Consider the following 25437-nt stretch of genomic DNA (forward strand, 5'->3'; position numbering starts at 1 on the left):
GGGCGATAACTATGCAAATTAACCTATCAGGCTGATTGCGCCAGGGCAAGTTCCTCTTCACGCGTTTCAATACGCTGGTCGCCGTTATACAAACGTGCATTTTGCAGTCCAACAAACAGCCGTTCACCGCGGCTCGGGGAATCTTCGCCCTGCATGATGACCGTCAGCGGTTCGTTGTACCACCCGAGGGGTTGTACAACTAATTGGGTGTAGTGCCCTTTCGGACTGGCTTCCAGCACCTGAACCGGCAGCGGCGAATCCAGGCTGGTACGGCGGCTCACATCCACTTCCCATGGACGCAGGAACAGATCGACCGGTCCCTGATAGCCAGGCGTATAGCCCAACGGCCAACGGTGTGCGCCCACGTGGAATTGCCCACCGCGAATCGTCCCCTGCAGGCGGTTAACCTCGCCCATAAACTCCAGCACAAAACGGGTAGCCGGTTCTCGCCAGACCTGATCCGGCGCGTCGGCCTGTTCGATATGACCCTGGCTCATCACCACCACCCGGTCTGCAACTTCCGTCGCTTCTTCCTGATCGTGGGTAACAAACACGCTGGTAAACTTCAGCTCCTCATGCAGTTGACGCAGCCAACGGCGCAGTTCTTTACGCACCTGAGCATCGAGCGCGCCAAACGGCTCGTCGAGTAGCAGGATCTGCGGCTCTACCGCCAGGGCACGCGCTAACGCCACACGCTGCTTTTGTCCACCGGAAAGCTGCGCCGGGAAACGATCCGCCAGATGCGCCAATTGCACCATCTCCAGCAGTTTGGTCACTTTGGCTTTGATCGCCGCCGCGTTCGGACGCTCACGCCGTGGCAGAACTGTCAGACCAAAGGCGATATTGTCGAATACCGTCATATGACGAAATAGCGCATAGTGCTGGAACACAAACCCCACTTTGCGATCGCGCGCATGCAGACGGCTGACGTCGGTGCCGTGAAAACGAATATGCCCGCTGGACTGATGCTCCAGCCCGGCAATGATACGCAGCAGCGTAGTTTTGCCCGAACCGGATGGCCCCAGCAGAGCCACCATTTGACCTGAAGGAATATCCAGCGAGATATCGTTCAGCACCTGGGTGCGACCAAAAGACTTCTTAATATTGGCAATCTCAATGCTCATGATTTTCCTCCTGCTGCACGCGTTTCTCCTGATTCTCCAGACGCCATTGCAACATGCTCTTCAAAAACAGGGTAATAATCGCCATCAGCGTCAACAGCGCTGCGGCGGTAAAGGAGCCAACGGCGTTATAGTCCTGCTCCAGTAATTCAATCTGTAGTGGTAAAGATAAGGTTTCGCCGCGAATCGAGCCGGAAACCACCGACACCGCGCCGAATTCGCCTATCGCACGGGCATTAGTCAGCACCACGCCATACAGCAACGCCCAACGGATATTCGGCAGCGTGACGCGGCGGAACATCTGCCAGCCGGAGGCACCAAGCAAAATCGCCGCTTCGTCTTCATTGCTGCCCTGACTTAGCATCACCGGCACCAGTTCGCGCACCACAAACGGACAGGTCACGAACACCGTCACCAGTACCATTCCCGGCCAGGAGAACATAATTTGCAGGTTGTGCTCATCCAGCCAACCACCCAGCGGGCCGTTAGAACCGTAAAACAACAGATAGATCAGACCAGCGACCACTGGCGAGACGGCAAAGGGAATATCCAACAGCGTCAGCAACAGCTGGCGTCCAGGGAAGTTGAAGCGAGTCACCAGCCAGGCCAGCAATACGCCGAACACCAGATTCACCGGCACCGCAATCAGCGCAATTAGCACCGTCAGCCAAATGGCATGCAGCATATCCGGGTCAGCCAGGTTCTGTAGCACCGGCATTAATCCCTTGCTGAACGCCTGCACGAAGATATAAATCATCGGCACCAGCAAAATAAAGGCCGATACCAACATGCCCGTGCCGATCAGAAACCATTTACCCCAGTTAATGCGGGGTGCGTCATAGCGTTTCAATTGGGTAATGTCTGCCATTAGTGACCTACCACGCGTCGACCAAAGCGACTTTGCAGGGTGTTAATTGAAAACAGTAGCAGCAACGACGCCCCGAGGATCACAGAAGCAATCGCGCTGGCAGCCGGGTAGTCAAACTCCTGCAAGCGAACAAAAATCATCAGCGAGGTCACTTCTGTTTTCCATGCGATGTTCCCAGCGATAAAAATAACCGCGCCAAACTCACCGAGGCTTCGGGTAAACGAGAGCGCTACGCCCGCCACCAGCGCAGGAGACAGCTCTGGCAACACCACTTTACGAAAACTCTGCCAGCGCGTGGCGCCAAGCGTTTCCGCCGCTTCTTCATACTCCGGGCCTAACTCTTCCAGCACCGGCTGTACGGTGCGCACGACAAACGGAATGCTGGTAAAGGCCATCGCCACCGCGATGCCCAGCCAGGTGTAGGTCACCTTAATATCCAGCTTCGCCAGCCATTCGCCGTAGAAGCCATTGACTGAAAACAGCGACGCCAGCGTCAGGCCAGCTACCGCCGTAGGCAGCGCAAATGGCAGATCCATCAGCGCATCCAACAGCGTACGGCCCGGAAAGCGATAGCGGGTTAAGATCCACGCCATCAGCAGACCGAACACGCCGTTAAAAATCGATGCCACAAACGCCGACAGCAGCGTCACTTTATAAGCCGCTACCACCTGCGGATTGGTAATCACTTCCCAATACTGCGCCCAGCTCATTTGCGCCAGTTGCATGACCAGCGCGCTAAGCGGCAGCAGCAATATCAGGCAAACGAACAGTAAGCTGGTGCCCAGGCTTAAGGTAAAGCCGGGCAGCACGCGTCGGGAGGAAACAGCAAACATTTACTTACGCCCCGCCGCCAACAGTTTGTCCAGCTCGCCGCCGCTGACAAAGTGCGTTTTCATCACCTCAGGCCACGTGCCAAACTTGTCTTCCACGCGGAACAGTTCGGTTTGCGGGAATTTATCTTTCAGTTTGTCCATCACCTGCGGGTTGTTCACGCGGTAGTAGAAATCGGTAATGATGGTTTGCGCCTGTGGGCTGTACAGCCAGTTCAGGTACGCTTTCGCCGCTTTTTCAGTACCGTTGGCCTGCACATTTTTATCGACCCAGGCTACCGGGAATTCCGCCAGAATGTTGACCTTCGGCACCACCACTTCGAAGCCCTGATCTTCATACTGTTTACGGATGTTGTTCACTTCCGATTCAAATGTGATTAGCACATCACCCAGACCGCGTTCAACAAAGGTGGTCGTTGCACCGCGACCGCCAGTATCAAACACTTCGACATTTTTCAGGAACTGGGTCATAAATTGTTCGGTTTTGGCTTTATCGCCGCCGTCAGCTTTGTCCGCCGCGCCCCATGCCGCTAAATAGGTGTAACGCGCATTTCCGGAGGTTTTCGGGTTCGGGAAAATCAGCTTCACGTCCGGGCGAACCAGATCGTTCCATTCGTGGATATTCTTCGGGTTACCCTTACGCACTAAAAACGCCATGGTGGAATAGAATGGCGAGCTGTTATTCGGCAGGCGGCTTTGCCAATCGGCGGAGATCAGTTTGCCTTTATCGTGCAGGATCTGCACATCGGTGACCTGGTTATAGGTCACAACGTCAGCTTTCAGTCCCTGCAAAATCGCCAGCGCCTGTTTTGATGACCCGGCATGAGATTGTTTAATCGTCAGTTTATCGCCACCGTTATCTTTCGCCCATTGCTGTTCAAACGACGGGTTAAGGGCGGCAAACAGCTCGCGGGAGACATCGTATGAACTGTTCAGCAGTTCCGTTGCCTGCGCCTGCCCCACCAGCAACAGCATTGCTGCCAGCGTCAGGGTTCTTTTTTTCAGTAAGTTAACGGCCATTGCGCACCCTTATAAATTTAATGACTTTCTTATGGTCATCATATTTATAACCAGTGCTAAAGGAGTAACGGTTTTATATACCGTTTGATGATTTGAAAGTTGAAAAGAGAATAAGGGGTACCTCCTCCCCATCGCGCGGGGAGGAGACCGGCATCAATCAGACGCCAACGCTTACGCTTTCAGGCAAAGTGCTGCCGCCATCAATGACGTTTTGCGTGCCAGTTAAATAACTGGACTCATCCGAGGCGAGAAACGCGGCCAGTTCGCCGACTTCAAGCGGACAGGCCAGACGACGCATTGGAATCGCTTTCGCCATTTCAGTTAATACAGATTCCGGATCGTCCGGATTGGACTGACGCGCAATATTTTCCGCCATCGGCGTACGAACATAGCCAGGGCAAATGGCGTTCACGCGAATGCCGGACTGCGCATATTCCACCGCCAGCGATTTGGTTAAGCCGATAATCGCCGCTTTTGACATTGCATAGGCCGTTTCGCCCGGATCGGCCACCATATCGCCAGTGACTGAGGACATCATCACGATGCGCCCGTCTTTGCGATCAATCATCTCCGGCAGTACGGCTTTCGTTACGTTCCAGACGCCTTTGATATTGATATCAATATGGAAGTCGCGATCGTCATCGCTCATCTCAAGGAAGTTACCGAGGCGACATACGCCGGCGTTGTTGACCAGAATATCGATTTTGCCTTCAACCTTCTTCGCGCGTTTCACCGCTTCCGTGACTGAAGCAAAATCTCTGACATCCGCGTGAACCGCCGTGCAGCGGTGACCGCGTCCAGCCAGCTCATCCGCCAGTTTTTCAATCTCATCGGAGATATCCAGCAGGATTAAGTTCGCGCCATGGCGGGCAAACGTTCTGGCGATCCCTTCGCCAATACCCTGAGATGCGCCCGTAATCAATGCTGTTTTGCCCGTGAGTTTTCCCATTTCAATATTCTCCTTTTGAATATGAAGCCTTCGCTTCATTCACGCAGAAGATACAGCAATAACAAATTGGTGCTGCGAAACGGCTCACTAATCAGTCCGGTCAATGAAAAAATATCGTCAACGCGCTTGTTTTTCGTTCGCTGACGCAACCGTTATGCGAACAGGCTGCTTTGTCTGATCAACCTTTGCTGGCCCTAATAGTTTATCCGGCGTGCAGTCACGAATGATTTTGCCCCCTTTCATGACCAGCACACGATCGAAATACTTCAGCAAATAACGACGGTGCGTCACCATGATCAGTGTCTTACCGCTGATAAAGTGATCGAGATGATCGAAGATTCGCTGTTCGGTCATTTCATCCATATTCGAGGTTGGCTCATCCCATAAGTAAATCTGAGCATCGCTACTCAAACTACGCGCTAATAACAGCTGCTGGTTTTGCCCTGAGGATAAGTTACGCGCCATAAACATCACCGGGTAACGCAGCCCCATGGGATGCTGGAGCACAAAGGTACAGTTCGCCAGATTAAGCGCCTCGATCACCTTCTTGCGGTTGTCGCAATCTTTAAGGGCAAAGTTACTTTCAATGCTGCCGGTAAACAACGTGTCATTATTGGTCACCATACTGATAAAGCGGCTGAAAAAGTTCTGCGCCAGATGTCGGGTATTGTAGCCATCGTACATAATACTGCCCTCAGTAGGTGGACAGTAGCCAGAGAGCAGGGAAACCAGCGAGCTTTTCCCGGAACCACATTCGCCAATAATTGCCACCCGCTGCCCATGAGGAATATCCAGCGTCAGCGTATCCAGCGCTTTTGGTAATTGCGGATCGTACTGATAGCTCAGGGCGCGTAGAGAGATATCACCGCGCACGTTAACAATCGATTGCAGCAATTTTTGCTCATGTTCCTGCCCTGCCGGCATAAACATTTTCATTAAATCCGTAATGGTTTTATTGGTCGTAAAAATAGTAGAGAGCGTTGATGATAACCCCGAGATGATCCCCGACATCCGCCCGGAGACAATAACGGAAGAGACAATCGCCCCCGTGGTGATTTCACCTTTGATGACCAGGAAAAAAGCGAAAACCATCAGCAGGATCTGGTTCAGGTTCGACATCGCGCTAAGCGCAGACTGATAATAGACCCCAGCCTTACGCAGCTTTAAGCTAAGCCATGACTGATTGTTACTGCTATTAACCCAATCAAGCATCAGGTTTTTGTTGTTTAAGGTATGGATGGTACGTAAGGAATAGAGTAATTCAGTAATGAAAACGTTACGGTTTGACTGGCTCTCCTTCATTTTATCCATCAGCACTTCCGTATACTTGAAGTATCCCCACGCCAACAGTAGCGACACCACCATCATCATCACGGGCACTAACACCAGGGCGCCGAGATTAATGTAAATAATTACACAAAAAATAATAAATACAGGAATATCCGACACGCGCTGGAAAACGGAATTTAACAGCACGGGCTTTATTTTTTGAAATTCTGTCCACAGAACAAACACGGAGGACATAGAGCTGCTTTTGGTGGTGTTGTAGATCAATGCCTCCACAAAAGAGACATCAATATTGACATCCTCCTGGCGCGAGACAATCGACTGATAGATATCTTTCGAGGAGCGCAGTAAAAATTCAAAGACGATAAATACCAGTACAATACCCACCACCCCAAACAGAGAGGCGGTCGATGACCCCGGTACAAGCTTATCGTAGTAAATGTTACTGAAAACCGGGATAGTCAGGGCAAACAAGGCCATAAACAGCGAGGTAAAAAAATACTTACTGTAAAAAACTTTATTATTTTGCAGTCCGGATTTTAATATCGAGCTGATTTTAATTGATTCAGTCATCCCGCTTAAAGGCTGGATCAAAAAAGCCGAAATCGTCTGGATATTTTCTCTGGCGCACGCAACGACACCCAACTCGTTGTTACGCTTGACCAGCTGTAGCCCCCCTTCCTGGCACCCGACACACACCATCCATTGCATGTCGGAGGTTAATATAATCAGCGGCATATTTTCATTCAGCAGATCGTCGGGCCGTGAGAATTTCACCTCGTGGATCATCAGACCTAATGATAGAAAATAGTTTTTAATCTGCGCTTCATGGTTCGGATCGTTTTTATCATATTGCGACAGCGTGACCGGTATTTTTGCTTCATCTATTTCGATACGTGAGTCGTGGTTTTTGGCGATGTATTGCATAACGCCAGCCAGGCCTAAATCATATAGCGTAAAATCATTCATAGAATTTGCACTCATTCCCCCGCACGTCCTGTACGGGGGAAACGGTTATTTATTGATGGTGATGTTGCTGATCGTCCTGATTATCTTCGACACTCTGGCTAATGCTCATCACTTGTGCCGCGAAGCTGGCTGCTTCATGCGAAGAGGATTGATCCGCTGCAGAATGCGGCGCGTCACTCTCATCGCTGCGGGCGTCGTCCATACCTGCAACGACGCTGCGGCTACTGGTATCCACCGTAAAGGCGATATCCTGACGTTCGCTATTCCCGGCACTGTCTTGCGTGCGCAACACCAGAGAATGTGGGCCATCCTCCAGCGCCACAGGCACGTCGAACTGCGTAGGGCCAGACGGCGAAGGCACCAGCGGATGCGTGACACCGTCCAGTTCAACGCTGGCATGGGTAATGCTGGCGTCCAGGTTGAACTCAAAGACCGGATGCGACGACTCCACTTCTATGGTGTCCCTGGTGTCCTGCTCGCTACTGTACAGACTGCTGCGTAGCGACACCGGGTCATCGGTTCCAACATCCACATCATGCGTTACGGTGCTGGTGTTACCCGCCACGTCGGTAATGGTGAAGGTAAGCTGATGCTCGCCCTGCGCCACATCCTCAAGCTGGAGATTCCAGTTACCGTCTTTATCCACGTTTGCCGTCAGCACATCGCCATTATCCAGTGAGACGCTAACCACGGCTCCCGCTTCGCCATGCCCGCTAAACGATAAGGTTGACTCATCGGTCTGCCAGGTTTGCTCCTGGCTACTCGTACCATCGAAAGTCACATCAAAATTATCGACATGGGTATCAACCGTGAACTCAACCGACTGGCTGGCGGTATTACCTGCCGCATCGCTGACATTCACCACCAACGTCCAGGTGCCTTCAGCCAGCGCCTCTTCAGGTGTCCAGGTCCAGTGGCCTGATTCATCCTGCGTGGCGCTGTGGGTTTCGCCGTTTATGGTCACCGTTACGGTAGTTGCATCAGGATCGATGTTACTCAGGATAAACGTTGGGGTGTCGTCCTTAGTAAGGTTGTCCCCTGAGGCACCGCTATCGCTACCCGCATCCAGGGAAACTGTCGGCGTGCTGACCGTGGTGTCGATGGTGTAATCCAGGGACGCATCCGCGCTATTGCCCGCCGCATCGGTCACGGTCACCACCAACGTTCCGCTGCCGTCCGCCAGCGGGGTGTCCGGCGTATACGTCCAGTTACCCTGCTCATCCTTGGTTGCGCTGTGCGTTTCACCGTTCAGCGTCACCATCACCGACGTGACGTCCGGGTCGATATTACTCAGGATAAAGGTTGGCGTCGTATCCCTGGTGATATTATCCCCTGCCGTTGCGGTGTCACTGTCCGTATCCATCATTACTGTTGGTGTGCTTAGCGTACTGTCAATGGTGAAATCCAGTGAAGATTCCGCAGTGTTACCTGCGCCATCCGTGACTTTCACCTTCAGGGTCCAACTACCGTCTGACAGCGCAGTTTCCGGCGTATACGTCCAGTTACCCTGCTCATCTTTGGTTGCGCTGTGCGTTTCGCCGTTCAGTGTCACCATCACCGAAGTGACATCCGGGTCAATATTGCTCAGGATAAAGGTTGGCGTCGTCTCATTCGTCAGGTTGTCACCGACATCACCGGTATCGCTGCTGGCATCAAGAGCCACCGTCGGCGTACTGATACTAGTGTCGACGGTGAAATCCAGACTGGACTGCTTAGTATTCCCTGCCGCATCGGTTACTTTCACCTCAACGGTCCAGTTACCGTCTGCCAGCGGGGTTTCCGGCGTATAGATCCAGTTACCCGAAGCGTCTTTGGTCAGGGTTTGCGTATTGCCGTTTAAGGTCACCTCTACCTTCGTCACATCATCGTCAACGTTAGTCACGACAAACGTCGGTTTAACGGTTTGCGTGATGTTATCGCCCACCGTGCTAGTATCGCTTGCCGCATCCATGGCGATGACCGGCGCGCTGAGCACCGTATCAATAGTAAAGCTAAAGGATTGCGTTGCGATATTTCCTGCCGCATCCGTTGCGCTCACCTGAACGTCACATTCGCCGTCACTTAGCGGAGTTCCCCATGTTACGGTCCAGACGCCATCGCTGATCTTCGTTGCCTGCACCGTCGTTCCATCAATCGTTACGCTCACCGCAACGACATCCTTCTCGATGTTACTCAAAACCAGCGTCGGGGTTGAGTCATTGGTCAGGTTGTCGCCCAGCGCACCACCGTCTGAGGTCACATCCAGCGCCACGGCTGGCGTCGTGAACATCACATCAAGGTCGACAGGCACGCTGATATTGGTGGCAGAATCCTCTGCCTGAATACTGATTTTACCGCCATCAGGATAGTTAATCGCGGTACTCCAACTGCCGGAGCTGTTGACATTAACCGTGGTGATAACGTTGCCGGACTCATCCTTGATAACAATGGTCGTTCCCGCTTCCGCCTTGCCTGAGAGGATCCACAGGTTCCCCTCTTCGTTCCAGGAAGAGATCTCTACTGTTGGCGTATTTGGCGCAACGCTATCGACCAGAATGTCATGGTTAATGGTTTGGGTATTGCCGGCAGTATCTTTAATGGTGAAGGTTAAATTGCTGGTCCCTTCAGGCAACGCGCTGGCCTTGATGCTCCAGGTGCCATCGGCGGCAACTGTGGTGGTAGCCACCACCATCCCTGCCACCATCAGGGTGACAGTAGCCCCCGCCTCACCGACGCCATTAAAGACAGGCGTGCGGTTGTTAACTACCCATTTATCGGCCGAACTGTCTTTGTCGTCCTGCACGTTGGCGGTGAACTGGCTGATGGAGGTATCAACCACAATGGTAAAGGTTGACGAGTTGGTATTCCCGGCTCTGTCTTTAGAGGTTACGGTGACGTTCCAGGTGCCATCAGAGAGCAGCAGTTGGTTAATATTAACACTCCATATCCCCTTGCCGTTTGCCCAGGTCTCGCCAATGTTCATCCCGTTGATCGTGACATCAACCAGGCTATTTGCTTCCACCGTCCCGCTAAGTTTTACCCCACCGGAAATATCGTTGATATAGATAGTGCCGTCTACAGTATGGTCAGCGACGCTGTCATCGTTAATGCTATCAAGCGTAACAGGGGTATTATTGACTGTATCTATCGTGAAACTCTGATCGCCGGTAGAGGCGGTATTCCCCGCCGCATCAGCGATATCAAAACGGATAGTATGGCTACCATCAGTAAGTGCTTCTGGAATGGTATATTGATAGTCTCGCCCGCTGATGGTAATGGTTTCAACATATTTACCATCAATATAAACCTTGACCGGCTGGCCCGTTTCACCGTTGATCTGGAACGTCGGCGTCGTTCGGGAAGTAACATAGTCGTTACTGTAAATTCCACCATCCGGATTCATTTTATCCAGTTGGATCCAGGTACTGGTATCGACGGTCACCAGGATACGCGCAGATTCTGCGGTATTGCCCGCCGCATCTTCCGCCACTACGCGGATGGAATATTCACCGTCAGCCAACGTAGTCGGGTATTGCCACGTCCAGTTACCTTCGGCATCCGCCGTTACCGTTGCGACCGTTTTTTCATCCACCAGAATAGAAATCGTCGCCCCCGGCTCTCCCGTACCATGGAAGGCTGGCGTATTGTCGCTGGTTATGTTGTCATCCAGCGAGCCTGAGTTAGACGCGTCATCCAGGTTGATGGTCGGGTAATCGGTATGGCTATCCAGCGTGAAGACAAATGGATCGCTGGTCTGGCTGTTTCCGGCCACATCCGTGATCTGTACCGTCAGGCTGTACTCGCCATCTTCTTTGAGGATCAGCGGTACCGTCCAACTGCCATCAGCCGCTACGGTAACCTGGCCTGCCGCGACACCATTTAAATAGACGGTAATCGTGGCGCCGCTTTCACCGGTACCTGTGACACTCAGCGCTTTACTATTGGTCAGGTCCGGCAGCGTATCGACGCTAAAAGTATCAACCGCGGTATCAATAACAACGGTAGTCGTTGCACTGGTTGCTGTATTGCCTGCCGCATCCGTCGACACCATTTTAATATCATAAGAACCGTCGTCACTTTCCGGCATCGTCCAGCTCACTGTCCCTGCCGCATCGGCGGTTACCGTGGCAACTTTTTCGCCATTGACATAAACATCAACCGTCGCATTAGGATCGGTGACTGCCGTCAGGGTTGGCGTCGTCACTTTGGTGATGGCATCCAGCGTGTCCGCACTGTTGGAATCCCGGCTCAGGACAACGTCAGTGATGCTATTTTGCGTATCGCGGGTAATATCGATATTTTTGGAGACGGTATTGCCAGCAGCATCGGTGGAAGTCACCACAAAGGTTTGCATCCCCTCCTGCAGCGTAATTTGCGAACTCCATGCACCATCGCTATCCACGGTAATGGTAGCCAGAATCTTGCCCTGCGTATTGGCGATCGTAACGGTTGAGCCCGCTTCTGCGGTACCGTCAAGGTGAACGCTGGTTTTTTGGGTGATGTTGTCGGTATCGCTGGCGCCGGTATCATCCGTATCGCGTAAATCAACGGTCAGTGGCGCAATATAGGTATCGAGAACAAAACTCTCCGGGCCGAAGGTTTCTGTGTTACCCGCCACATCTGTTACCGAGAAGCTAATCTCATGCTCTCCGTCAGCGCCAATGTTTGTAACCGATGCCAGCCATTTACCATCACTGGCGGCGACCGTTTCCACCACTACACGACCGTCAATCATCACTTTGATATGCGCGCCGGGTTCAGAGATTCCGCTCACTACCGGGGTATTGGTGTTCAGATACCCTTCATCGTTTAATCCGTTAATATCCCAGTCAAGAGGAACCACATGCGTGTCAATGACCAGACTTGCAGGGTCAGATTTTACCTCCTCCCCGTTGTTCGGGTTAATGACGCTCACCTCAATGCTGTAGGTCCCTTCAGCCATTTCTGGCAGGTTAAAGTTGTAGCGTCCGGTTGAGTCCGTTGCCGCGGTACCAACCACCTCACCGTTAACATAAATCGTCACGGTGCTGCCCGGCAGCGATGTCCCGGTAATTGATGGCGTCGTATCATTAGTGACAAAGTCACCAATGGAGCCGCTATCCGATGCGGTTTGTAGCTGCAGTGTCGGTGGATCGACGTCGATCAGCGGAATGATAAAGGCGAAGTTAGTGGCATCAGAGACGTTACCCGCTTTGTCGGTCGCGACAACGCTAATAATATGATCGCCAGAGTTAATGGCGCTCGGCGGCGTCCATGACCATGTTCCGTTGCTGTCCGCCACAACACTGGCGACAGTAACGCCATCAATACTTATCACCAGCGTCGATCCTGCTTCCGCAGTACCACTGAATTCTGGCGCCAGACTTAAGGCTTCATGGTTATTCCCGGGATCGGACTCGCTCAATGCAACACCCGGCGCGTTAACTACTGTATCGATAACAAAATCAATGTTGCTTGCCTGGGTGTTTCCGGCCTTATCGGTCGCGGTAACCGAGATGGTATAGTTGCCATCAGTCAAATCACCCAGCGTAATAGACCAGGTCCCGTCCGAGGCAGGAGCGATCGTTTGGGTCTGAATCGCATTACCGCTCTCATCCAGCACGGTCACCACCAGCGTTGCGTCTTTGTCCGTCAGACCGCCGAACGTAGGTGACGTATCTTTGGTAATTTTATCCGTCTGCGAAGAGCCTGTATCAGAAGAGGCCAGCAACTCCACCGACAGCGCAACGTGTGTGTCGATGGTAAAATTCATGCTGCTTTCAGCGGTATTACCGGCTTTATCCGTAACGGTCACTTCTGCGGTGTAGTTACCATCCGCCAGATTGGCTGAGGTAACCGTCCATTCCCCAGCTTCATTTTGTGTCGCCGTATATTTCGCACCGTTTATAACAACAAACACGGTATCAACATCGTCCGGCACGCCGGAAACTATGAACGTCGGCTGCGTATCATTGGTTAACGAATCACTTGAGCTATCGCCAGAATCACTGGCGCTATCCATCGAAATGGTTGGCTGCGGGATCTGAGTGTCAATCGTAAAAGTCAGGGTCTCTGTCTGGTGGTTGCCCGCGACATCGACCATCTCCACGGTTGCGGTGTAAGTGCCATCCGCTAGCATGTCAGCGGTATAAATCCACTCGCCCTGGGCGTTTTTCTCCAGCGTCTGCGTGCGCCCATTGAGCGTGACGGTGACGGAGGTGAGTTCCTCCGCCGCGCTAATCTGGATACGCGGCACTGAGACGTTAGTCAGGTTATCGGTGGTATTCTGCCCGGTATCATCCAGCAGCAGCACGGCAGGAGAATCAACCACCGTATCAACGGTAAAGTTATAGGTTGTCGATGCGCTGTTACCCGCATTATCCGTAAAGGTCACGACCACGCTATATGCGCCATCCGCCAGGCTTTGCGGTACCTGCCAGCTCGTTGTCGACGGATCCAGTGACAGCGTCGTGTCACCAAGAGTTACCGTTATACTGGCGATATCGGCAGGTACGCCGCTGATATTGATAACCGGTTTCGTCACGTTGGTGATGTTATCATCAGTGCTGCCGCTGTTGCTGCCATTATCCAGCGCCAGAACAGGTGCTGAGCAAATGGTATCAACGGTAAAGCTCATTGAGGATGATTTGGTATTGCCTGCATCATCTTCAACCTTAACAGTTGCGGTATAAGTTCCATCCGGGAGGGCATCAGCATCGGGTAACTGCAAGCCCCATACTCCATTCTTTTCCGTCGCGTTATAGGTTTTATTGTTGATAGTGACAGTGACGCTATAAGCATCGCTATCGATATTATCGAGCGTGAAATATGGCGTCGTATCGTTGGTTAGGTGATCGTTTGACAAGGTCCCCGTATCACTTGCAGCCGCTAAATCGATTGTTGGCGTGCTAAGGGTGGTATCCACGACAAATTTGAGTTCAGTGCTGGCGGTGTTACCCGCTTTATCCACTACTGAAACGTCGAGAGTGTAGTTGCCATCTGCCAGTGCCGGAGCCGAGTAGATCCAGCGGCCGGACTCATCCTTCGTCAACGAAGTCACCGTGCCGTTGAGGGTAACGCTCACCGACTCCACATCCGCCGGAACGCTGATTTCAAATTCAGGGGCATTGCTCTTCGTTATGTTATCGCTGTCGGAATAGCCCGTGTCGTCACCGACGACAAAGTCCACCGATACCGACGTTTGCGTATCAATGGTGAAGGTCAGCGGAGTTTCTTTGGTATTTCCGGCGTTATCCGTCACCGTGGCAATTAAGGTGTAAGTGCCGTCTGCCAGCGCTTCATCCGGCGTAAAACTCACCGGCTGACTGGTCAAATCCACAGGAATATCTTTGCCGTTCAGGTTCACCGTCAGACTATAAACATCTTTATCCAGCGAACCAAACTCAAACGTCGGCTGGGTATTGTTAGTGTAATTATCGGCGGAGCTGCTGCCGCTGTCGTCCTCGTCTTTAAGATCCACCGTCACAGGTGTAAGCGTTGTATCGATAGTAAAGGTGAAAGTTTCCTGGGTTGTGTTGCCCGCTTTATCCATCACGTTGACGACAATCGAATGCTCACCATCGGTCAACGCCGAGCTGGCGGTGTAGGTCCACTTGCCATTGGTTTTCGTCAGCGTCTGGGCATCACCGCCGTCCAGTGCCACCGAGACATGCGTAACATCTGCGGCAACCCTAATATCAAAGCTTGGGATGGTATCGTTCGTTAAATGATCATCCGAAGAGAAACCGGTATCATCAGACATGGTAATCTGATCGATTGCCACCGTGGTATCAATGGTAAAATCGAGATCGGACGTCCGTTCGTTCCCCGCTTTATCGGTTGCCGTGACCGTTATCGTATAGTCCCCATCGGCCAGTTTAGGAGCCTGGAATACCCACTCCCCTTCGGCGTTTTTCGTCGCGATATAGTCGTTATTATTTAGCGTGACAACCACGGAATATATATCGCTGTCGACATTGCTGATAATAAATTCAGGCTGCGTCTTCGACGTCAGATTATCTTCACTGCTGTCACCCGTATCAGATGCGCTGACAAGATCAATCGTCGGCGTGTTTAGCGAGGTATCAACGGTGAAGGAGAAGGTCTGCGTTGAAGTATTTCCCGCCCGATCCTGCACTTCCAGGATCATTTTATGATTGCCATCCGAAAGTGCCGATGGCGGCGTAAAGCTCCAGTTACCGCTGCCATCCTGCGTCAGCGTAATCGGCACCCCATCAAGCGTAATGACGGCATGCGTCACGTCGCTGTCCATGTTGCTTATCAGGAACGTGGGCTTATTGTTACTCGTCAAATGATCGGTAGCGTCATAACCCGTGTCATCACCCGCGTCGAACGCAATAGTCGGTACGGAAAGCTGGTTATCAAAGGTGATCGTTTTCGTGTCGCTGGTAGTGTTCCCTGCAGCATCTTCAACGGTAACGGTCAGCGTGTAATCTCCAGCGACAGAGAGTATCGGCGAGGTGACGGTCCAGTCACCGTTGGCATTTTTCACCACGGTACAGGCAAGACCGTTAATCGTTGCCGTCAGGCTGACAACATCATCAGAGGTGGTGACGTTAAATATCGGTTGGGCAGCATTCGTAATGCCATCGGAGGACGAATCCCCGGTATCTGTCGTCAGAGTGATGGAATTAATATCCACCGAGGTATCCACGGTGAAATCATATGTCGACGTTCTTTGGTTTCCTGCTTCATCAGTAACGCGTACATCCAGCGTATATTTCCCTTCAACAAGGGCGGTTTCTGGAGTATAGGTCCAACTGCCGTCCGCTTGTTTCTTAACGGTTGTCGTCGCGCCGTTCAACGTCACTTCGATGCTGTAAACATCTGCCGGCACATTGCCTAGTTCAAACGTAGGTTTTGTGTCGTTGGTAACATTGTCGCCTACCACACCACTGTCATCCGCCGCCATCATCTTGACGGTGAGCGGCTCCAGGGTGGTGTCAATGGTGAATGTTTGCGCGCGATTCGCCGTATTGCCTGCGTCATCCGTAACGGTCACCGTAAGCGTATATTCACCGTCCGCAAGGGCAGATGGCAGAGTCACCACCCACTTCCCTTCCTGGAAAATGGCATCCTGAGTCAGTGAGCCTATGCTGACAGTGACAGCATGCGCATCAGCAGGCGCGGTGATGGCAAACGTTGGGGTGGAATCGTTGGTCATCCAGTCGTTTTGCACGCCGGTATCACTTTGCAGAGTAATACCGTCCACGCTGGTGGAGGTGTCAATGGTCACGGAGAGTGAGGTCGTCTTTTCATTACCTGCATCATCAACAACCGTCAATTGGGCCTGCCAAATCCCATCCGGCAGATCGGCGGGAACGGTAAAGGTAGCACTGCCATTTTCAACCGTAATAGGCCATGTCTGACCGTTAATCGTCAGTGAAACGCTGACAACGTCGCTATCAATATTGCCGATCACAAACGTTGGGCGCACATCCTGAGTGACATTATCTGAATCACTGTGCCCCGTATCGCTATCGCTTGAAAGCTGCAGCGTCGGCACAGAAAGGGTCGTATCAACCGTAAAATTGAGATCTTTATTACTGGTATTACCCGCTTCATCTGTTACGGTAACCGACACAGTATGTGCTCCATCGGCGAGCACCGCGGTGGAAAAATGCCACTTTCCATCAGTCTGCTTAGAAGCTTCACCAGCCGCTTTACCATCAATCATTATGCTGACATGCGTGACATCATCCGGCACGCCGATCGCAAACTCAGGTGTATTCACATTGGTTTGGTTATCGGTGGTGCTTGAACCGGTATCATCCAGAAGCACGATAGAGTCGATGTGAGTGACAGTATCTATTTCAAACCTGGCAGCGTCAGAGGTGCTCTGATTACCCGCCATGTCTTCAACCGTGACAGTTATCGTATATTGCCCATCGTCCAGCGCAACCGGACAAGCCCATGCTCCGCTTTCGTAGGTTTCACTGTCCAGTGTCCAACTATCTTTGTAGCTGCCATCGCTACTCACAATCGCTATCGTAATCGTATTGACGTCATCAGTATCCACGCCACTAATCTGGAATTGCGGCTTCGTCTCATTAGTCAGCCCATCGGTCTGGCTGTCACCCGAATCAGATACCGTCGCAAGTTCGACTGTCGGTTTATCGACAATGGTATCGATAGTAAAGCTAATCTTACTGTCAGCACTGTTACCTGCCACGTCAGTCACCGTCACAGTTGCAGTGTAACTGCCATCTTGCAACTCATCAGGTAGGGTGAAAGAAGTACTCTTGCTCAGATCTATTGTGTAGTGCTGCCCGGTGCTCAACGTCAGGGTAATAGTGGCGACATCGTCCGGAATATTGCTGAACTTAAACGTCGGTGTTGTGTCCGCAGTATAATTATCTGTCGAGCTCTCTCCCGTGTCAGACGTCTTATCCAGCACAATATTGACTGGCAGAACCTCTGTATCCACCGTGATAGCCAGCGCCGCCGAGGTTGCGGTGTTGCCGGCGTCATCGGTCACCTGCACGCTGATGCTGTAGTCGCCGTCCGCCAGTTCCGGGGCGGTAAAGGTCCACTTGCCCTCAGCCTTCACGGCGTCATAGGCGGTGCCGTTGATAAGAACCTGCACCTTCGTCACATCCGCATCGATATTCCCCAGCGTGAAGGCCGGCGTGGTGTCGTTCGTGATGTTGTCGCTGTTGAGGCTGCCGCTGTCTGACGCATCCGCCAGATCGATGGTCGGCACCGACAGCGTGGTGTCCACCGTAAAGGTCAGGATGGCCGAGTCCGCGGTGTTGCCGGCCAGGTCGGTGACGGTGGCCACGATGGTGTGGTCGCCGTCGGCCAGCGCGGTACTGTCAATATGCCACTGCCCGTCCGCGGCCTTTGTCGCCGCCACCGGCTTACCGCCGTCAATGCTCACCATCACGCTGACGGCGTCGTTATCCGTGGTGATGGCAAAGCCCGGCGTGGTGTCGCGGGTCTGGTTATCGCCGGTAATACCGGTGTCGTCACTCAGGGTGATCACCGGCGCCGCCACGCTGGTGTCCACCGTCACAGCCAGCGCCGTGGAGGTCTGCACGTTCCCCGCGTCATCGGTGACCTGCACGCTGACGCTGTAGTCGCCGTCCGCCAGCACCGGGGCGGTAAAGGTCCACTTGCCCTCTGACTGCACGGCGTCATAGGCGGTGCCGTTGATAATGACCTGCACGCTGATCACGTCAGCATCGATATTGCCCAGCGAGAATGTTGGCGTGGTGTCGCTGGTGATGTTGTCGCTGTTGAGGTTGCCGGTGTCTGACGCATCCGCCAGATCCAGCGTAGGGATAGAAACCTGGGTATCAATGGTGACCTGAATTTTTTCTGAAGTCGCTGAGTTGCCGGCGACATCTGTTGCCGTGATATAAAAAATGTAGCTTCCATCGGTCAACGCCTGCGATCCCGTGAAGCTATAAGACCAATTTCCGTTAGCATCCGCGCTGACTTTCCCGATGGCCTTCCCGTCCTGATAAATAGTGATGCTGGAATAAGCCTCGGCTGAACCAGAGAAAATCGGGGAAGCGTTATTGGTAATGCGATCGGCATCACTTATGCCGCTATCGCTATCAAGATGGATTGTGGGTGTTTCCATCGTACTATCGACCACAATATCCAGCGTGGTCGAGTTTGCGCTGTTGCCGGCGGCATCTGTTGCACGTACAACGACGGCATGCTCGCCATCAGCTAAGCTCGCCTCTTCCGGGATACGATAGTTCCAGACGCCATTTTTATCAGAGACAACCTGACCGACTACGGTACCATCAATAAAGATCTCGATCGTCGCGTTGGCTTCAGCCGTTCCGGTTAACAACGGCTGCGTTTCCTTGGTAATACCATCATCATTCGACGATCCCGTATCTGAACCCGTGTCTAATTTAAGCGACGGCGTGACGGTAATGGTATCAATGACCAGATCGTAACTACTGCTCGATGTGTTCCCCACCTCATCCTGAGCCTGAATAGTCAGCGTATAATCGCCATCGGAAAGAGCCGGATTAGGGTCATATTCGAACTGCCAGTTGCCATTAGCATCAGCCTGGGTAGTGCCCACGGCTTTACCGTCAACCATCACTGTAATGGTGGCGTATTTTTCAGCAGTCCCGTCAATTGTTAAATTATCATTTTGCCGGGTGATCCAGTCAGTCTGGCTTATCCCCGTATCATCTTCAGCCTGCAACGTGGCAACCGGTGACGTTGTGCTGGTATCGACAGTGAAAGTACAATCGGCAGATGATGGAGAAACGTTTCCCGCAAGGTCAGTCGCATAAGCCACTGCAGTATAGCTACCATCAGCCAGATCGCTTGGCAAAGTAAACGACCAGATACCATCGTGGTTTGCCGTCACCGTGCCACAGGCCTTGCCATCAATATAAATCGTCACCGTACTGCCCGCTTCTGCTGTACCGGTAAAGACTGGCGTGGCGTCGTTTGTCAGAATATCGCCTGATTTTGAAACGGTGTATTTATCCAGTTCAATATCGGGCGATACGGGAGCAACCGTATCAATAGTATATTCGTAGCTGAAGGTTTGCTGGTTGCCCGCATAATCAGTTACGGTGATTGAGAGTTCGTTCAGCCCTTCTGCAGAGGCCTGCGCCAGGTTAAAGCTGAAATTACCACTCTGTGAAGCATCAATTTCAATTTTTTCCCCGGTCGTCAGGTTAGTGATCACAATATGACTATTTGGGTCAGTTTTACCGGTAAACGCTGGATAAATATCGTTGGTATAATTGTCCCCGGCAACTCCGCTGTCTGACTGGCTAGTCATTGCCAGTGTGAATGCATCAATATCGGTATCGACAGTCACATCTATTTGTGCGGTTGAGGTATTACCCGCACGATCGGAAGAGACCACTTCAAAAGTATAAATACCATCAGCGGTGATTTTATTTTCCGGCAGTGTATATTGCCAGTTCCCCATGGAATCCACGCTGATATCGGCCACTTTGTAGCCATTCAGATATAACTCGAGCGTTGAGTTCGGTTCAGCATTACCATGCAGAGAAGGCGTTTTATCATTAGTCAGGCTATCGATCGAGGACATCCCCGTATCACTGGATTCATCAAGAATAATAACGGGTGTTTCTGGGGGAATCGTATCCAGCGTAATAACGCCGGTTGTTGATGCCGTGTTTCCCGCTTTATCCGTCGCATCAATCTCAATATTATTAATGCCTTCATTTAATTCTGAACCACTAAACTGATACGACCAGGCGCCATCAGAATCTACGGTGACTGTGGTAAGCAGAACGCCATTGGCATAGATAGCAACCTGCGATCCTGCTTCGGCTTCACCAATTATTTTCGCATCGGTAAAACGGGTAAGATTTTCACCCTCAATGCGATCGGCTGCAGGAATAGCGTACTGATCGTCGAGTTCGAAAGTGGGAGCTGCGATGACGGTATCAATGGTTACGATAATTTTCGCGCTACCGCTTCCCCCCTGCCCGTCCGTCACATCGACCTGGACGTTGTGTTGTCCGTCAGCCAGCACCGTGCCGCTATTGAATGAAAAGTTGCCCATCGCATCGGAGGTCGTGACGGCGACAACCACACCATCAATGCGCAGTGAAACTGTCAATCCGGGATCGGTAGAACCAACAAACTGCGGTGTGGTGACGTTGGTAATATTATCGTTTTTTATCCCAGAATCACTGCCGTCATCAAGCTTAAGAGCCACATCAATAGGTTTTACGTCGATGGGTGTTTCATCAGATTCTGATGAACTTGAAGAACTGGACGAACTGGATGAGTAATCAGAGAAAACGAGTCGACTGGCCTCAGCCACAGAGTCATCATCATATTTCTTATGGTAAAGGCTGGCATCCAGCTGCTCTTCTCCCTGGTTCTGAGAGGCTGCGCCATTTTGGCCATTGCTCTGCGCTTTATCATTTAGGAACTCCTCAAGCTGCTTTTGAACTTCTGCAGAAGCTTTTTGCGCCTCTTCAGCTTCAGCACGCATTTTTTCTGCTTCATGCTTCAGATCAGCAGCCTCTTTTTTAGCTTCCTCAAGGTCTTTCGCATTAATCTCGCTGATTTTATTAATATTATCTTTCAGCACGCGATCCTGACGCTGATCTGATAGTGCAGAGTCAAGCCGTTCAAGTTGAAGATTGCTTAAGTCGATCGTTTTCAGCAGTTGCTGGCCTGAAACATCCTGCCCCTGGAATTTGAATTGAACGTGGTTATTTTCAAGGCTTGAATAAAGAGCGCCGTTAATAACGTTAACCACCACATTACCCGGAAAAATAAATTTAAAGTCGGTCCCACTAATGACGACTTTGGCACTATCCATAGCACCATACTGCTGTAAGTCGACAATTGAATCGTTGCTTGCGAAAATAGTATTACTCATATTATCACCCTGAATTAATGAGTTGATTTACTGTCAGTGATGACCGGCTCACTGAAAACTTGTTGAAGGCCACGCAGCAATGGCGAGGCAAGGTATTTTAATATGCTGTGGTTACCTGTAATAATGAAAGCATCTACCGTCATCCCAGGTTTGATAACATCACGTTCTTTTGTACCGATAGTGAACTCTACGATAGCTTTGTAATACCTCACCGTATTTCCATTAACCGTATCTTCGTAGGAGTCAGGACTGATTTGCTCTACTACACCGGTATAATGTTTTGAGCCCGAGAGAATAAATGAGAGAATTTTCACGTTAACCGAACCACCAACATAAATTTGATCGCGATCTTTAGGCTGAATTTTTACTTCCGCGAGCATTTTGGTTGACATTGGTTTAATCTCAAACAGCGAGTCAGCAGCCTGTATCACACCGCCTTTGGTGAAGGCATTTTTGTTAATTTGATAAATCACGCCATCAATGGGCGATCGGACGCGAGATTCTTTCATCTGCTTTTGTAATACACTCATGGCAGAGTCATTAAGCGCAGCTTCATGTTGAGCATCGACCAGGTTTTTCGACAAAGTATTACGAAAAGTAAAGATATCATCATTAATTTCGCTATGGATCACCTTTATCTCTTCTGATTTCGCTACTACCTGGCTTTCAAGATCGATAAGCTCAGACTTGAGACGCTCTACTGCCTGTTTTTTTGCCAACAGAGTGGTATAAGAACTGATACCCTTTTTAACCAAAGGAGAAAGAAGATTAACCTCTTCCTGAACAAGCATTAGCTCGCTGTTCTTGCTGATTTTAGAAATACCTAAACGCTCAATTTCGGAATTGAGGCTGTTGATTTTATTATCCTTCGTTTTGGTCTGGCTAATTAACAATTGTATATTACCAATCAAATCCTGATTCGTGATATTGCTAATATCAAAGAGAGTATAATCTTGCCTCCAGGCCAAAATAGACATCATTTCTTTGATATATAAGGCAAGATAGCGGTGCTGAGCTTGGGTACGTTCGTTTTCTTTCTGAATATCAAAGTTTGATGTTTCGGCAAGGACCTGGCCTTTGGTAACAAAATCCCCTTCCGCGACATGAATCGCATCAATCGTTCCACCTTTAGAGAGAGAAACGACCTGAGTATTATCCTTGGTGATAATGACACCGCTGCCATGTACGACCGAATTTATCTTTATCAGGCTAAAAAGTAGGAGTATGACGAGGGTCATCACGACGATGACCATCATCAGATGGTCACACTGTTTCCTGTTCATTGCGACATAGAACCGCTTTTAGGCTGTATCTGGCCAGGTTCCAGATACAGTTCATGTAACAGATCGGCGAGTTGAGCCATCTGTTCAAGCTTCGCCTGATAGATAGAGAATTGTGACTCAATCATTGTCAGGTTAGCTTGATAATGTTCATTCCTGCTGGAAATAAAGTCGAGTAGCGATTTTTGACCTAATTTGAACTCCTCTTTATATAGTTCAATGAGTTTCCCGGCATTTTCATAGGAGCGTTTAGATATTGCTAATGAATCTTTTCCCGTCATATATTTAGAGACAGAAGCATCAACACTATTGCGAGTTTTAAAAATAAAATCATCAAGACCCAGTTTTGCCTGGGTATATTTTGCGCTAAATTTGGCAACTTCAGATTGGTTCTTAAAGCCATTAAAAATGTTAAAGCCTACTTTAACGCCAACCTGGAGTTCATCCTCATAATCATCCTGCTGCGCATCTTTGGAAGGATTATTGTCCGTGTAGTGGGCGTTGAAATCTACAACCGGATAATTAGCTGATTTTGCCGCCGAATATTCAGCATTTGCTGCAGATATCGCCTTCGTCAAAGAAAGATACGTCGGATTATCCTGCATGATTTTTTTATAAACGGCATCTTTATCAGTATTAAAAAGGTATTTATTGAAAAAATCAGGCAGCTTACCCAGGTTTTCAGCGGTGACATTGTCTCCCGTAAGATTACGCAGCATCATTAACTGCGTATCCAGTTGCGCGCGGAAATTCAACTCCTGAGTGCTTAAAGAGTCGATAGATACCTGAACTTTACGAATATCCGATTGCATTGCTGCGCCTGCGGCGATGAGTTCGGAAAAATCATTCAGCATCTGCTTGTAAAAGATTTTCTCGTCATCGATCACCGCAAGTATCTGCCGGGTTTTTTCCACTGACAAATAGGCATCGGCCGTTTTTTGTGCGGTTGTAAGCAACTCTTGTTGGAAATCGTACTTACTGGCCTCTTCCTGCTGCTCAGACTTAGAAATATTGCTGCTTCTGACGCCAAAATCCGCAATACGGTAAGCGAGGGTTAATTTATTCTCTACGTTCTGCTCATTATCATGTTCGTCCGTTTTTTTATGGATGGCTTCTGACGAAACGTCCAACGTCGGATAGAGAGAAGCTTTGCTCATGTTTGTCTCCTGGTGACGCATTTCGGTCTCCCAGGAGGCAATGGCCACAGAAGGTTGCGTGTTTAACGCATCCACAATTAACGTCCGCAGCGGCAACGTATGGTCTCCCGTTTCTGCATGAGCGCAGATGGTCAACGGCAGCGAACTCCCGAGGATAAGCAAAGCGATGACGGATTTATTCATGGCTTTTTTTCTCCTTAAGGACATTAATTTCTTTTTGCAGATTGCGGTGCATTCCGGCAATTTGTCCAAGCAAGGGTTCAAACGTCTGTGACTGGCTATCCAGCGTGGCGACGGTTTCATGGTGGCGATCGAGGTTGACGCGTTCGGCGGTTTCTACAGCGTTGGAGATGCCATCCAGAAGTGAAGCCTGCTCGCTAAAGTGGCGCTCAGCAACGGTATGTAGTTCCCCCACGTTTGCATCAAGATGTCCAATACCATCATTGACCTCCAGGACGGCATGATGGGTCTGCGCTTGCGAGGCCAGTAGTTCGTCCAACGTACCGCGCTGAGATTCAACCGTAGACATCAGTTGTAGCTGACTGGTCTGCAGCAAAGATTGACTTTCGGTTAGCGCTGCAAGGTGTGTTTCCTGGTTGACCAGAGCTTGCGTAGATGCGCCGATCTCTTTCTCAATCCCGAGTAAAGCGGAATGATTCGACGTGATGCCCTGGTCTATATGCTGTAACTGTTCAACCTGTCGATGAACCGCGGCAATAAGGGCATCATTAAACATCTCCGTTTTGCTGGCCCCCTCTACAGTGCAGTTAAGAAGTGAATTCAGCATGTTGTTGCTGGTGTCAAATGCGTTAGTCAGGCGTTCCTGAAAGCCAAACATGCCCGCTTTGAACTCTTTGATCACATCGTCAAGATCGGTTATCAGACGCAGGGTTTTCGTTTTTCCGAGCGCAGAATTTTTACTGCGCTCATGACATTCTCTAACGAAATCAAGGCGCGCATTACGTAAATCGATGGCTAAACGGGTGAACTCCCCACGCAGGAAAGAACACATCACATTAAGTAAAATAGCGCTCACTACCCCATAGATTGATGAAACGAATGCGGTATTCATTCCTTTCAGTGGTTCAGCAAGCGAGGAGACCACACTGACGATAATCCCTAAGGTATCCGCCTCGTTACCGCCGGTGATTTGCGATTTTTCCAGTAATGTGATGACCGAGGCAATCGTCATTGATAAACCCGCGAAGGTACCCAACAGGCCAATCATGGTAGACAGGTTTGCGCAGGTCATAACCCCTGCCAGACTCTGGTTCTGCTTACGATTCACGCTGTTATCCATGCTTTCGTACAGCGTGGCAACAGTATCATCATCAAGGCCATGACTTGCTGAGAAAACAATCTTGTTGGCATCACCAAGCAAATAAGAGTGTTTCTGCGCGTTCTTATTACGTAATACGCTTACACACTTACTTATTTCAATAAATGAGAAAATAACAATAAATGTACCGGTCAGATACATAATAATAATGATGGAACTGTAGAATGCCGCGACATGCCATGTTTCAAAAACATAGGCGCGTAAGCCGGGAATACACAGCAAAATAACAGGCAGAAATGCGAACACTAATGCAATAATAAATGCATGATACCGCTTTAAGTTATTCAT

Annotated in this window: 10 protein-coding genes; all 10 read right to left on the bottom strand. The window is 50.5% G+C overall.

Annotation, left to right across the window (positions count from 1 at the left end):
• Window positions 1-26: 26 nt before the first annotated feature.
• Window positions 27-1124, bottom strand: coding sequence for a sulfate/thiosulfate ABC transporter ATP-binding protein CysA (gene cysA, locus OGV69_RS21990; RefSeq protein WP_069324495.1), 1098 nt, complete (start codon window positions 1122-1124; stop codon window positions 27-29).
• A complete protein-coding gene (gene cysW, locus OGV69_RS21995; protein WP_069324494.1) occupies window positions 1114-1989 on the bottom strand; it encodes a sulfate/thiosulfate ABC transporter permease CysW in 876 nt (291 codons plus the stop codon). Before cysW ends, cysA begins: the two co-directional genes overlap by 11 nt.
• On the bottom strand, window positions 1989-2822 hold the full coding sequence (gene cysT, locus OGV69_RS22000; RefSeq protein ID WP_038642497.1) for a sulfate/thiosulfate ABC transporter permease CysT: 834 nt from the start codon (window positions 2820-2822) through the stop codon (window positions 1989-1991). Before cysT ends, cysW begins: the two co-directional genes overlap by 1 nt.
• The gene (locus OGV69_RS22005) at window positions 2823-3839 is read right to left on the bottom strand and encodes a sulfate ABC transporter substrate-binding protein (protein WP_069324493.1); all 1017 of its coding nucleotides are present in this window, start codon (window positions 3837-3839) and stop codon (window positions 2823-2825) included.
• A gap of 157 nt (window positions 3840-3996) precedes the next feature.
• A complete protein-coding gene (gene ucpA / locus OGV69_RS22010) occupies window positions 3997-4788 on the bottom strand; it encodes an SDR family oxidoreductase UcpA (protein ID WP_038642502.1) in 792 nt (263 codons plus the stop codon).
• A 117-nt stretch (window positions 4789-4905) separates the two neighbouring features.
• Window positions 4906-7059, bottom strand: a complete 2154-nt coding sequence (locus tag OGV69_RS22015) for a peptidase domain-containing ABC transporter (protein ID WP_069324492.1) — start codon at window positions 7057-7059, stop codon at window positions 4906-4908.
• Between the two features lie 34 nt (window positions 7060-7093).
• Window positions 7094-21373 carry an Ig-like domain-containing protein gene (locus OGV69_RS22020; RefSeq protein ID WP_286469520.1) on the bottom strand — a complete coding sequence of 4760 codons (14280 nt, stop codon included), beginning with the start codon at window positions 21371-21373 and terminating at the stop codon, window positions 7094-7096.
• 14 nt (window positions 21374-21387) lie between these two features.
• Window positions 21388-22629 carry an HlyD family type I secretion periplasmic adaptor subunit gene (locus OGV69_RS22025; RefSeq protein WP_176722613.1) on the bottom strand — a complete coding sequence of 414 codons (1242 nt, stop codon included), beginning with the start codon at window positions 22627-22629 and terminating at the stop codon, window positions 21388-21390.
• A gap of 23 nt (window positions 22630-22652) precedes the next feature.
• Window positions 22653-23993: a TolC family protein gene (locus tag OGV69_RS22030; RefSeq protein WP_162620716.1), complete on the bottom strand. Its 1341-nt coding sequence runs from the start codon at window positions 23991-23993 to the stop codon at window positions 22653-22655.
• On the bottom strand, window positions 23986-25437 hold the full coding sequence (locus OGV69_RS22035) for a MotA/TolQ/ExbB proton channel family protein (protein WP_069324489.1): 1452 nt from the start codon (window positions 25435-25437) through the stop codon (window positions 23986-23988). Before OGV69_RS22035 ends, OGV69_RS22030 begins: the two co-directional genes overlap by 8 nt.

The organism is Citrobacter sp. Cc139 (genome assembly GCF_030334645.1).
GTDB lineage: Bacteria > Pseudomonadota > Gammaproteobacteria > Enterobacterales > Enterobacteriaceae > Citrobacter > Citrobacter werkmanii.